Raw genomic sequence first — 12112 nt, forward strand, 5'->3', positions numbered from 1 at the left:
GAATATGAATGGCAGCGAAAAGCCACTCTAAACTTTTAATGATTTTAACAGCCATCGTCCTAGGAATGTTTGGTTTTGGTTTTGCATTAGTGCCCATTTACAATAGCTTATGTAAGGCGCTAAATATTAATGGCAAAATAAACCCTGAAGCAGTTTCTTATGATGCAAACACCCATGTTGCTAAAGAAAGAGATGTACTGGTGGAATTTGTAGCAACAAATAACAGTGGTATACCCTGGGATTTTTATCCTAAAACACGCAAATTGCGCATCCATCCCGGTGAAATTGCCAAATTGTCATTTTATGCGGAAAATAAAACAAGTCACACAATGACTGTACAGGCAATCCCGAGTGTCACACCGGGTATTGCTGCTAAATACTTAAAAAAAACAGAATGCTTTTGTTTTACGCAGCAAACTCTAAATGGCCATGAGGCAATGGATATGCCATTGTTATTTCATATTGATACTGATTTGCCAGCTAATGTTAAAACAATTACTCTGGCTTATACCTTGTTTGATGTAACTAATAGATGATGATTTTTAACTAAAATTTTAAAAAAACAGGAGAATCAAATACTATGGGAGACCACGGCACCTATTATGTCCCCAAGCCGAGCCATTGGCCGTTAGTTGGTTCAGTCGGCCTGACTACCATGTTGGTTGGGGCGGCTTCCTGGCTGCACGCCGATTGGTATGGGCCTTATATATTTTTTCTTGGCCTGTTTATATTGTTTTTTATGATGTTTGGCTGGTTTGGCCAGGTTATCTATGAGAGCGAAAAAGGTCTTTATGACATGCAAGTTGACCGCTCATTTCGTTGGGGGATGTGCTGGTTTATTTTCTCTGAAGTTTGTTTCTTCGGTGCATTTTTCGGGGCTTTATTCTTCTCGCGCTACTGGACCGTACCGATGCTGGGTGGAGAAGTCCATCCGATCACGCATTTTACTTTGTGGCCTGATTTCAAAGCAACCTGGCCATTACTGAATAACCCGAATAATCAGATTTTTGTTGGAGCACACGAAGGGATGGGGGCTTGGGGGCTCGCCGCCATCAACACGTTAATCCTGCTGTCTTCTGGAGTAACCATCACATGGGCTCATTGGGCATTAAAGCTCAATAAACGCCGTCAATTAGACATCGGTTTAATATGTACTATAGCACTTGGAATACTCTTTTTGACGTTACAAGCCCATGAATATTATGACGCTTATACGGAGATGAATTTGACCTTGGATGCAGGAATCTACGGCACAACCTTCTTCATGTTGACTGGTTTCCATGGCTTGCACGTAACCATCGGTACGATCATTCTTATTGTCATTCTTTTGCGTTCTCTTCGTGGTCATTTCACCCCGGAAAGGCATTTCGGTTTTGAAGCAGCAGCCTGGTATTGGCACTTTGTTGATGTTGTTTGGCTATTTCTATTCGTATTTGTTTATTGGCTATAATATGCTCGCCCTGACTGCTTATCCGCAGAGAGGGCGAGAGTCTAATTGTGAACCTTAATTGGTAAAAGAATTTAATTCTTATCCAGCTTCACCTGTCCAAGAAAAGTAATTGCTGGATCGAGACGACACCATGGAAACCGCCATAGGACGCTTGAAACCAAACCTTCTACTTCAAATCTAGTTTTTGGGCGACCTTTTTAATCTGGCCTTTTGTCATCTCAGCCGTCGTGAGCATCTCTCTCTGATATTACGAGACAGTGCATCCTGTTGTATGAGAGTCATCGGGCATCTCTACTGGACGATGTGCACGAATACTTCGACAAAGCTCACTTATACCTCGGGTTGGTCCTTCTATTGACAAATAATCTAAAATTCGAGGATTTCTCACAATTGCATCGTGAATTTTACGTACCCCAGCTTCACCACCAAAAGTATTTTCTGTTAAATCCATATAAACTTCAGAATGGATTTTATTTGCACGAATAACATCTGATAATTTTTGGGCTCCAGCTTCTTTAATTGCGTTGAAAACCAAATAAAGCTTCATTTTCAAGCTCTCAGGCATGCTTTCTAAAGCATCTAAAATAATAGCAAAGCCATCGTCTTTTAATCCCTGTTCACTTAAATCCAACTCAAGCCGAGTAGGACAATCCATTGTTTTTAAAGCCTCAAATAAGATACTGATTTCTACAGTTGTAAGATGTTTAACGCCAAATTGTAATGATAATTCTTCTGGACACTCATTAGACTTTAGCGCATCGGCTAAACTACAGATAACACCTGTTCCATGTTTACTAAACTCGTACATAATGCTTAAACCATCCCTTGTTGCACCACATTTCATGCCCCTAATTAACGCGGTAGAGCCAGCCTTGGTAGTTGGATTAAATAATAAATTTAGCGATAACTTTTTAGTACTGCTTGGCAAGCAAAGCGCATCTGCAAATGCAATGAAACCCTTATCTGAAATATTATTATTTGCTAAGTTTAGAGACACTTTTGATGGGCCATGTTCTGACTGTAAAGCACTGGCAAGCACCATAGCCCCATCATTCCCAAGCCTGTTACTACTCAATCCTAATTTAACTTCAGAAGCTCTACATCCGCTGGCAATTGTGCTCGCCAAAACCTCTAATGAACTCGCGCTAAGAGAGGTTTTGGTTAATATGAGATTTATAGAAGCTGGGCAATTAGCGGACTGTAAAAACATGGCTAGCTCAGAAATATCCTGTTCACTTAGAGTATGATTGGTGAAGTCTAAACAAAGACTTTTGATTGAATTTTCCATAGCAAGGCTCTCGCAGAGCGCTTTCATTTTATTCGTTACTGGGCTAGTTGGGGAAAACTCAAATCTTACATTCTCCTCATGTTTATGCTCATCATACAAAGCATTAAAATCTTCCGCATGAGGCACATGAATAATTGTTTGAGGCATGAGTGATATTCCTTACAGTTTGAAAGCAAAGATACAATATTTAGTTCATTATAATACCACTATGAAATAAATTAAAGCAAAAAGCGCAGGTGTTTATTTTATTCAGGCGTCTATCAATCCATTGAACTAAGCACATTAAATGATAATGCCTTTATGTTCAACCATATAAGCTGCCCTATAACACACAAGCAAAAACTAGAACAATCAAATGATTAATGTTTTTTGAGACAAAATAGAAAAAAAACATTAAAGCTTACTTTTCTCTCCAGGCTAATTATCAGATTTTTTTATGTCATAAATAAAACATAATATTCAATTTAATATCTTATTTTGAAAAAAATAACCTTTTGATGTAAAATAAAACCAATTGATATAAAAAATAATCATCTTCCAAGTGATATTAATGAGACAATTATATGCCAACTAATAAATTCCACTACATCTGGATGGGACGTTTGCCTACAGGTAAACATGAAGATTCTTTTAAAGATGGTCCAAATACCTTGGCCCAACAGTTAAGAAAATATATAAAAGATGTTAAAGAAAGAACGCCAGATTCTCCTAACCCTCAGGATCAAGAAATAATAATGTGGGTTCCAGAAGCACTCATTGAAGGAATCAAAGAAGCAGGTTTACTAGATCCAGACATTACGCTTAAGCCCATAGAAGATCTTTATAAAAATGCTAAACATTTAACCAAAAAAGAAATAGAAAACTTAGAAACAACTGTTGAATTATTAGGGGAACATAATGCATATGCCTCTCAAAAAGACATTCTATCAGCCGCCATACTAGAAGAATATGGAGGGTATTTTTTGGATACGACAACATCCATCGATTCCGTTGAACATTTAATTAATAATCAACCTAAAGACGTATGGTTCCCAAGAATTACAGAAGAAGCTGCAAAAAGGTACGATGGAGTGACTGTCATCTTGCCTGATGTATGGGCTTTATATAATCCAACGCCTGGTGGCGGCACATTTAAGGCAATGGCTGCTAGCTATGTTCAAAGATGTCAATTCTATTTTCCAGACAAATTTGAAGGCGTTACATTTGATATGGATAAAGCGAGGGATCCGTATGGCGATTTAAAAAGTGGCTATTTTAGTGAGGAGAGTTATGGGCAAGGAAGCGCAATAATGGCTTCCCCTGATAGGGATGAGTTAATTGGGCAGACCGCTATCTTCTCATTCTTGGATGGACTGAATCAAACAAAAGGCCCTTTAACCGATGCTCGAATGCGTGAACTAAGCTCATATGCTGAAGAGGCACCAGAGGGTAAAAAAGTTGTAGAATTAGGTCTTGAAAAATTTCATAGAGGACTGTGGCGAAAACAAGCGATTGCAGATGCTGCGGAAGAAAGAAGAGAAGAACGAATAAGAGAGCAAAGAGAGGAACGAGTAGAAACTCAAATGCAACAAACTGCACCACCGCCTACAAATCGCTACCACATGTTCACAGTACAAGGATCTGACTTTGCAAATTTCAAGGCAAAATATCAATCATTAAAAGGAGATGCATTGAAGCATCAGATTATTAGTGACTTTGAAAAAAAACTATCTGAAATAACAGATAGAAAAACACTCGATCATTTTGTAGCTGATTTCAAAAAAAGCACCGCTTATGAAATACTGTCAAAAGGACAAGGGTTAACAACCAGGCTTTTTTCATTAGATACCACTTCTAAAATAAAAATTGATAATATAGTCAAAGATAAAGAAAGAGAGTTAGACGGACAAAATTTATCTATTACCTAAAATACTGTTACTACTTCAGCTGATTTTTTAATACCAATATTTCATCTCGTATTTTTGCCGCTTGTTCAAACTCCATATTTTTTGCATGAGCATACATTTGTTTTTCCAAAATACTAAGTTGTTTAGCTAATTGTTCTGGTGATAACCCCTCATAGACCATCCTCGTTTCTTTTACCTTACTTCTACGAGCATAAGAATGTGAGCTTTCCAGGATATCAGTCACCGATTTTCGAATTCCTTTGGGCGTGATGCCATGTTTTAAGTTAAAAGCAATCTGCTTGTTACGCCTGCGTTCCGTTTCATCAAGCGCCCGTTTCATTGAGCCTGTTATCTTATCTGCGTAAAGAATTGCCCGACCATGAATATTGCGTGCGGCCCGGCCGATGGTTTGAACCAAAGAGCGATCCGAGCGTAAAAAACCTTCTTTATCGGCATCAAGAATAGCTACAAGAGCAACTTCTGGCATATCCAATCCCTCTCGCAGCAAATTAATTCCCACCAACACATCAATCTCGCCAAGACGCAACTCACGAATGATTTCTACCCGCTCGACAGTATCAATATCCGCATGCAAATACCGCACTTTAATGCTGTGTTCATTTAAATAATCCGTCAAATCTTCCGCCATTCGTTTGGTCAACGTCGTGACCAGAACGCGCTCGCCACCAGCAACGACATAACGAATCTCTGACAATAGATCATCAATTTGATTGACAATAGGACGAACTTCAACGTGTGGGTCGATAAGGCCCGTGGGCCGTACGACCTGCTCTGCCACATTGTCCGAGTGCTCCTGCTCATAAGGCCCAGGCGTTGCCGACACATAAATGGTTTGTGGGGAGCGTTCACTAAATTCTTCAAAACGTAATGGACGATTATCCAAGGCAGATGGCAATCTGAATCCATACTGAACAAGAGTTTCCTTACGTGCACGATCGCCACGATACATCCCGCCAATCTGCGGTACTGTAACATGCGATTCATCGAGAATGAGCAAAGAATCCACCGGTAAATAATCAAATAATGTCGGTGGCGGCTCACCAACTTGTCTTCCAGATAAATAGCGAGAATAATTTTCAATGCCAGAGCAATATCCCAACTCCAACATCATTTCAATATCAAAATTGGTTCGTTGTTGTAATCGTTGTGCTTCTAGCAATTTGTTTTGCGCATTTAATTCTGTCAGGCGTTGTTGCAATTCTTCCTTGACCCACTCAATGGTTTGCAAAATGCGTTCACGCGGCGTGACATAATGTGTTTTGGGGAAAATAGTAATACGCGGCAAGCGCTGCAAAATTTCACCCGTTAATGGGTCAAACGTTGCAATGCTGTCGATTTCATCATCAAATAACTCAATGCGCACAGCATCTTTTTCCGCATCAGCGGGAAATACATCAATCACATCTCCATGCACCCGAAATTGCCCTCGTTCTAAGGTTTGAGGACTGCGAATGTATTGCATTTCTGCAAGCCGTCTTAAAATTTTACGCTGATCACATTGTTCTTTGCGGGAAAGATGTAATACCATACGCAAGTATGAATCCGGATCGCCCAAGCCATAAATCGCGGAAACCGTGGCGACAATGATGGCATCCTTGCGTTCAATGAGTGCTTTGGTGGCTGAAAGACGCATTTGTTCAATGTGTTCATTAATGGAAGCATCTTTTTCAATGAATGTATCCGAAGCAGGGACATAGGCTTCAGGTTGATAATAATCATAATAAGAAACAAAATATTCCACCGCATTATCGGGGAAAAATGCTTTAAATTCGCCATATAATTGGGCCGCCAACGTTTTATTGGGCGCCATGATTAATGTTGGCCGTTGCAAAGCCTGAATCACGTGTGCAATGGTGTAGGTTTTACCTGAACCGGTTACACCTAAAAGAATTTGGCGCGCTAGCCCGGACTCAATGCCATCAACCAAGGAAGCAATGGCCGCAGGCTGATCCCCTGCGGGTTGGTAGTTTGCGTAAATTTTAAATACTTTCTTCATAATATGAACTATATCATAGGAGTTTACTGATGGATATTGTACTGGCAGACAGAATACAGCAAGTCAAACCATCGCCCACATTGGCGGTCGCTGCTAAAGCGACGCAAATGAAAGCGCAAGGTCTTGACGTCATTGGCTTGGGCACAGGCGAACCTGACTTTGATACCCCAGATCATATTAAACAAGCCGCCATTGCCGCTATTGAGTCTGGCTTTACCAAATACACAGCCGTAGATGGCATTGCGGATTTAAAACAAGCCATAAAAAATAAATTTAAAAATGACAACGGCCTGGATTATCAGTTGAATCAGATTCTTGTTTCTACTGGAGGCAAACAAAGCATCTATAATCTATGCCAAGCGTTTCTTAACGACGAAGATGAAGTTTTAATTCCAGCACCTTACTGGGTCTCTTATCCAGACATGGTATTGCTGGCAGGTGCTAAACCTGTGATCATTTCCGCCCCCTCCTCACAACGCTACAAAATTACAGCCGAGCAATTAGCCGCAGCCATCACGCCTAAAACCAAATTATTCTTCATCAACAGTCCTTCCAACCCCTCCGGAATAGCCTATTCCTATGCTGAATTACAAGCCTTGGGCGAAGTGCTTAAACAACATCCGCAAGTATTAATCGCCACCGATGACATGTATGAACATATTCTCTGGTCACAACCTTTTGTTAATATTTTAGACGCTTGTCCCGACTTATACGAGCGCACCATTGTGCTCAATGGGGTCTCAAAAGCTTATGCAATGACTGGCTGGCGGATTGGTTATGCTGGTGGCCCGGCAAAATTGATTAATGCAATGAAAACCGTGCAATCACAATCCACATCCAATCCCTGCTCCATCGCACAAAAAGCGGCTGTTGCGGCCTTAACAGGCGGGCATGAAACCGTGAAGCAAATGGTTAAAGCCTTCCACGAACGCCATGATTATGTCGTACAACGACTCAACAGCATGTCAGGTATTGAAGTCATTCCAGCAGATGGTACTTTTTATATTTTCCCCAACGTACAGGAGATTATTGAACGCCGCGGCTTTGTCAACGACATTGAGTTTGCCGACAAATTATTACAAGACGTCGGGGTGGCACTCGTCCCAGGCTCTGCCTTCGGCAGCGAAGGATGTATCCGAATTTCTTTTGCCACCAGCATGGACATTCTGCGCGATGCCATGGATCGTCTGCAAAGATTTTCAGAAAACTAGATTAATTTCACCTTAGTCTATTGACCCATGAGCGGAATCGATCTAAGATTCCGCCTCATTCCCCGGTAGCTCAGTCGGTAGAGCGGATGACTGTTAATCATTAGGTCGGCGGTTCGAGCCCGTCCCGGGGAGCCATATATAGCAACGCTTCTAGCTCAAAAACCCAAATCAAAAGTTTATTCTTGGTACCGGTTTTGGTACCGATTCGAAAATGTAATCGATTGTTATTCTTTTTAATCGCTTGATGATTTCTAAGTTTTTCATGCATTGTTTTTTTAAAAAAAAAGCCCCACATGGGGGCTTAATACCTTGAAAACACATGCGTCTCGCCATTAACATCTACCGAACAATAGTCATTGATAAACAGATCACGGGCAAAAGCCTCACAATCAAAGTAATATCTCAAATTATCCGGTATCTGGTGCGCATAACATTCATCAAATAATTGCCAGGCAAAATCAACCTCTGAATCGAAGCAACCTTGATAACAGTTATCCATCACTGATTCAGCTTCTGATACCTCGTAATCAGATAGCAGTGCTTCACCAATGCGGCCATATTGCTGGATAAAACTTGCATACTCAGCAATGGTCTGTATCGCGGTAAATTCATCGATATGAATATCACCAAAACCTTCATAATCATGCAGCGCAAATTCCTCTGCGCCAGCTATGGGGCTATTTTCCAGCATCTCGTAGATTTCCGCCATAATATCGCTTTCTGATTGTGTGGCGTCAATCCACTCGCCATACAAGATGGCGTTATTATAAGATGCAAGGCATGCAACATAGATTTGAGGGGTATCCATTGGACTTTCTCCTTATTCATTTAAAGAGCAAGCCCCATGGGAGCATGCTCCCATGTTGGGTGATTGATTAAAACGGTATCTCTTCTGTCGTTTCGTTCAACATTTCTCGCATTTGAGCCATGTGGCTTTCGGCGGTGTTGTTGACAGCCTGGTCATTACTGGTCTTATTTTGACCAAGTAACTGAACGTTACTAACCACAATACTGATAGCAGAACGGGTATTTCCGTCTTTATCAGTCCATGTATTAGAACGCAGTTTGCCTTCAATGAAGACTTGGCTGCCTTTATGTAAAAATTCAGCGACTTTGGTATATTTGCCAAAGAAAACCAATTGATGCCATTCCACCCGTGTTTTCCATTCATCGTTTTGTTTAAACGATTCATTGGTGGCCAGAGTGGCGGCGACAAAAGGTTGACCGTCTTTGCCGGTGATACTTTTTGGATCAGCACCCAAATTGCCAATCAGTTGGATGCGGTTCAATGATGCAGTCATAATATTCTCCTGTTAGGGTTAAAAATCTCATAACAGAAAAACAGCCGCATAGAGCAGACACTTTTCTGTTATGCGGATAATGATTTGCTTCAAGGGATTAACAAGCGATCTTTCTACCTGAGAAAGTTTTTACAAAGGAAATGAGCGATTCCAGTTTATTCAAACTCAGTTCTGCCTGGTGGATGTCATCCGCAGATATTTGCAGGCGAACGCTTTGAAGATCATTCACACAGCAATTGAGTTCAAACAACAAATGCTCAACTTCCAATTGCACCGCTTCTGTTATTTGCATGATATGCTCCTTATAAATAAAGAGGATTAGCCCCATCAGGGATAAGTAATCCCCTGTGGGTTATGCAAAACAAAGATCACCGACGTGTCGGTTGATTTGCCTGATTATTAAAGATGATATGCCTAGCGCATTCCGTAGGCTTAAAGCCGTAAGACGAATCCATGAAGTGTTTCCCGACTAAACGTTCCACCATCAAATTAGGGAAAAAATGGTGTATCACAAGACCTCGCGGTTTCGTCAGGATTTCACTGACTCCTCAGTTGTGTTTCTTTGATTTTATCAAGTTAAATGCTTGAAACAATGGTTTTGGTATAGGTGTAATTAAATGATATTGATATATAGCAAAAGAACTTTTCATGACTGCTATCCACAATAAATTCGAGTTATGACCCTACGAGAATGACCCATTTCCCGGGAAAGTATCTCTCGAACCTTACGGTCAACTTTTTTCTCCGCTGGCGACATTTCTTTATATGCCTTACCACCTTCCAAAGGACAACGCATACCCTTGCCTTGAGGATCATACATTTTGGACAGTTCAAAATATCGTCTTTGAGCATAAGCATGGCGAAGTCCGTGGCATTTCTTTATACCCAGACGTTCAGTTTCGGTCTGGTAACATCTGAGATGTTGCTTGTAAGTTCTAGAATCAGGAATTAGTGAATAGCCTTGCTTTACTTGTAGTGACGCCTTTTGTAGCCACTGGCGCTGCTCTTGATTGGTAATTTCCAGTGTTCGGCCAATACCGCCTTTCGTCCAGCTAGGTTTAATTTTAAGGCAGTTACCATGCCATGCTTTACTGATGATGATTTTCATCGATTCTTCACGGCGAAGTCCGAATAATGCTTGTGCTTCAAGGGATAAGCGGAGCATCGGATCAGTACATTTTGAGGTATCAAGGTTATAAATGGCTTTGTTGTGGGTGGGGGTATAATTTCTTCGTGTTATTGCGTAATCATCATTAGCAGGTTTTACCAGCGTTGGTTTATCTAACAAAATCGCCAGTTTTCTCAGTTTGGACATGTAATTTTTGATTGTAGCGGGCTTCTTGTCCTGTTTTTTCCAATGTTCAACCAATACATACACATGCTTAGGTTTTAATCCTTTGATATGGCCAATTTTGTATCCAAGCTCGTGTAGATCCTTAACGCAACGGTTGAGCATGTGGCGCATGTCGGCAAGGCTTGCGTGGGAGTAACCTTTGATCTGTTTCAATCCTTCATTGATAGAAAATTGTGCGCTGCGTAGCTTTGATTTACTCATTGAGATATAACCATAACGTGTTGCGTGATTTAATGCCCATCTCATCCCGTATCACCCAGCAGGTTTGATAATTGCCTAATAAGGGACACAGTGCTTGATACAAATATCTGGCATAGAGATAGCGCCATGATTTATTGGTCGGTAGATGGTGGGTAGTTAATTCGTTGCGCCACGCCGTTCTGATACTATCGTAGTTGTTTATTTCTCTCATGCTTTTATTATTCGTCAGCTGGCATAACTCAACCACAATCGCCTTTTGTACAGTATTTCTAATCGGAATCATGCGATCCTCTGAATTAAAAGCGATTTCTCGAGTGATCCAAAGACTTTCCTCTTTGATATGAATATCTGGCAGTAAATGAATGGCTTCGGAAAAATTCAATCCAAATTGCGTTTGCAACGCCATGATCAGTCGAGGTATAGGCAAATGCATGTGTTCCCAGATATCAGGCTGGATATCGATTTGTCTTTTGTGAGTTTTCGCGCGCGCGAGTTGTAAGCTTTGGTTATCAATTTCAGCAATCGGGCAGCCAATATTTGCAAGATATTTTCTAATGGTGGTCATATACCGCATGATGGTTGCTGGATTAATGCGGCGTTTTTGCCAGTGCTGAACCAGTTGTTCAATGTGGTACTTTTCCAATGCCTTCCAAGACACTGGGACATGGCCAATCACAAAAAGATCATCAATCATTTTGTGGATGACAAAAGCACGATGTTGTTTATCCTTGAAGCTGCCCCGATGATCCATTTTTAAATATCGGTTGGCGGTCTGTCTTAAAGAATATTTTCTCATCATCCGATCCGAATTATTGTTTTCTCATCAGCCGGTATTTGCCCTGTCTTTGGTTTAGTGTTGGTCGAGCGGCTCACTCAAAGGCGATACCTGGCTGATGCCATAAAAGCTCGATACAGGGGGCAAATCAATCGATCAATGGCTAACGATTCATTTGATTACAACGTTTTTTCCTGGTTTTATCCTCCTTAGGTTTATTGATTAATGAATACGACAAAGCAACAGCCTTGTCACAAGTCCGTGGTCAAAATGAAAGGTGTTGACTGCAAATGCTCAAACGCATTTGTTCTACCGGTTGGTAGAAGATCCATGAAGGGTTTCCCGACTTAACGTCCAGCCACAAGGTTAGGGAATGAAGTGGCATTGCATAAGACGTCAGATAACGTTTCGCCGGATTTGCACCAGCTCATCAGTTATGCTCAATTTAAAATTACCAAAGCGGTGCTTGCTACGCAAGGGTTTAAGGGCAATATTTTGTCCTATCGCATGAGGCGCGCCAGGACAAATGCGTTTAATGGGTTGATTTTACTGCGTAAAATCATGGGTGGTGTTCTGCGTCACTGCACATGATTTGCAGTGACGCAGCTTGATAAATGTTATATTATGCG

General features: G+C 41.0%; 12 protein-coding genes and 1 tRNA gene. 6 read left to right on the forward strand and 7 right to left on the reverse strand.

Annotation, left to right across the window (positions count from 1 at the left end; all coding sequences use genetic code 11):
- The first annotated feature begins 8 nt into the window (after nt 1-8).
- Both E1O52_RS05325 and E1O52_RS05330 read left to right on the forward strand, forming a co-directional pair.
- Nucleotides 9-536, forward strand: coding sequence for a cytochrome c oxidase assembly protein (locus E1O52_RS05325; RefSeq protein ID WP_133127666.1), 528 nt, complete (start codon nt 9-11; stop codon nt 534-536).
- Between the two features lie 44 nt (nt 537-580).
- Nucleotides 581-1450 (forward strand): cytochrome c oxidase subunit 3, encoded by an 870-nt coding sequence (locus E1O52_RS05330; RefSeq protein ID WP_133127667.1) that lies wholly within the window; start codon nt 581-583, stop codon nt 1448-1450.
- Between the two features lie 247 nt (nt 1451-1697).
- Here E1O52_RS05330 and E1O52_RS05335 read toward each other — a convergent pair whose 3' ends face one another.
- On the reverse strand, nt 1698-2885 hold the full coding sequence (locus E1O52_RS05335; RefSeq protein WP_133127668.1) for a leucine-rich repeat domain-containing protein: 1188 nt from the start codon (nt 2883-2885) through the stop codon (nt 1698-1700).
- A gap of 416 nt (nt 2886-3301) precedes the next feature.
- Between E1O52_RS05335 and E1O52_RS05340 the strand changes: the two genes are divergently transcribed.
- Nucleotides 3302-4645: a hypothetical protein gene (locus E1O52_RS05340; RefSeq protein WP_133127669.1), complete on the forward strand. Its 1344-nt coding sequence runs from the start codon at nt 3302-3304 to the stop codon at nt 4643-4645.
- Nucleotides 4646-4655: 10 nt separating this feature from the next.
- Here the strand turns inward: E1O52_RS05340 and uvrB are convergent, their stop codons facing one another.
- Nucleotides 4656-6641 carry an excinuclease ABC subunit UvrB gene (uvrB, locus tag E1O52_RS05345; protein ID WP_133127670.1) on the reverse strand — a complete coding sequence of 662 codons (1986 nt, stop codon included), beginning with the start codon at nt 6639-6641 and terminating at the stop codon, nt 4656-4658.
- 29 nt (nt 6642-6670) lie between these two features.
- Here uvrB and E1O52_RS05350 point away from each other — a divergent pair, with 29 nt between their 5' ends.
- Nucleotides 6671-7852 carry a pyridoxal phosphate-dependent aminotransferase gene (locus E1O52_RS05350; RefSeq protein ID WP_133127671.1) on the forward strand — a complete coding sequence of 394 codons (1182 nt, stop codon included), beginning with the start codon at nt 6671-6673 and terminating at the stop codon, nt 7850-7852.
- Between the two features lie 59 nt (nt 7853-7911).
- Nucleotides 7912-7987, forward strand: a tRNA-Asn gene (locus tag E1O52_RS05355).
- A 166-nt stretch (nt 7988-8153) separates the two neighbouring features.
- On the opposite strand, the gene E1O52_RS05360 is transcribed toward E1O52_RS05355, so the two are convergent.
- The 5 genes from E1O52_RS05360 to E1O52_RS05380 all read right to left on the reverse strand — a co-directional run bounded on the left by E1O52_RS05360 (nt 8154) and on the right by E1O52_RS05380 (nt 11504).
- On the reverse strand, nt 8154-8660 hold the full coding sequence (locus tag E1O52_RS05360; RefSeq protein WP_133127672.1) for an antirestriction protein ArdA: 507 nt from the start codon (nt 8658-8660) through the stop codon (nt 8154-8156).
- Nucleotides 8661-8727: 67 nt separating this feature from the next.
- Nucleotides 8728-9153 (reverse strand): single-stranded DNA-binding protein, encoded by a 426-nt coding sequence (locus tag E1O52_RS05365; RefSeq protein WP_133127673.1) that lies wholly within the window; start codon nt 9151-9153, stop codon nt 8728-8730.
- 97 nt (nt 9154-9250) lie between these two features.
- Entirely contained in the window at nt 9251-9445 is a 195-nt protein-coding gene (locus E1O52_RS05370; protein ID WP_133127674.1) for a hypothetical protein, read from the reverse strand.
- Between the two features lie 363 nt (nt 9446-9808).
- Complete coding sequence (locus E1O52_RS05375) at nt 9809-10708, reverse strand: phage integrase N-terminal domain-containing protein (RefSeq protein WP_133127675.1); 900 nt, start codon at nt 10706-10708, stop codon at nt 9809-9811.
- On the reverse strand, nt 10701-11504 hold the full coding sequence (locus E1O52_RS05380; RefSeq protein WP_133127736.1) for a phage integrase N-terminal domain-containing protein: 804 nt from the start codon (nt 11502-11504) through the stop codon (nt 10701-10703). Before E1O52_RS05380 ends, E1O52_RS05375 begins: the two co-directional genes overlap by 8 nt.
- Before the next feature lie 357 nt (nt 11505-11861).
- Between E1O52_RS05380 and E1O52_RS05385 the strand changes: the two genes are divergently transcribed.
- Nucleotides 11862-12074, forward strand: coding sequence for a hypothetical protein (locus E1O52_RS05385; protein WP_242602168.1), 213 nt, complete (start codon nt 11862-11864; stop codon nt 12072-12074).
- The last annotated feature ends 38 nt before the right edge of the window (nt 12075-12112 follow it).

The organism is Legionella nagasakiensis, assembly GCF_900639915.1.
Classification (GTDB): Bacteria; Pseudomonadota; Gammaproteobacteria; order Legionellales; family Legionellaceae; genus Legionella_A; species Legionella_A nagasakiensis.

Excerpts from the sequence above, each read along its gene's own strand:
- E1O52_RS05325 (WP_133127666.1), top strand. The coding sequence starts at position 9 with ATGGCAGCGAAAAGCCACTCTAAACTTTTAATGATTTTAACAGCCATC.
- E1O52_RS05330 (WP_133127667.1), top strand. The coding sequence starts at position 581 with ATGGGAGACCACGGCACCTATTATGTCCCCAAGCCGAGCCATTGGCCG.
- E1O52_RS05335 (WP_133127668.1), bottom strand. The coding sequence starts at position 2,885 with ATGCCTCAAACAATTATTCATGTGCCTCATGCGGAAGATTTTAATGCT.
- E1O52_RS05340 (WP_133127669.1), top strand. The coding sequence starts at position 3,302 with ATGCCAACTAATAAATTCCACTACATCTGGATGGGACGTTTGCCTACA.
- uvrB (WP_133127670.1), bottom strand. The coding sequence starts at position 6,641 with ATGAAGAAAGTATTTAAAATTTACGCAAACTACCAACCCGCAGGGGAT.
- E1O52_RS05350 (WP_133127671.1), top strand. The coding sequence starts at position 6,671 with ATGGATATTGTACTGGCAGACAGAATACAGCAAGTCAAACCATCGCCC.
- E1O52_RS05360 (WP_133127672.1), bottom strand. The coding sequence starts at position 8,660 with ATGGATACCCCTCAAATCTATGTTGCATGCCTTGCATCTTATAATAAC.
- E1O52_RS05365 (WP_133127673.1), bottom strand. The coding sequence starts at position 9,153 with ATGACTGCATCATTGAACCGCATCCAACTGATTGGCAATTTGGGTGCT.
- E1O52_RS05370 (WP_133127674.1), bottom strand. The coding sequence starts at position 9,445 with ATGCAAATAACAGAAGCGGTGCAATTGGAAGTTGAGCATTTGTTGTTT.
- E1O52_RS05375 (WP_133127675.1), bottom strand. The coding sequence starts at position 10,708 with ATGAGTAAATCAAAGCTACGCAGCGCACAATTTTCTATCAATGAAGGA.
- E1O52_RS05380 (WP_133127736.1), bottom strand. The coding sequence starts at position 11,504 with ATGAGAAAATATTCTTTAAGACAGACCGCCAACCGATATTTAAAAATG.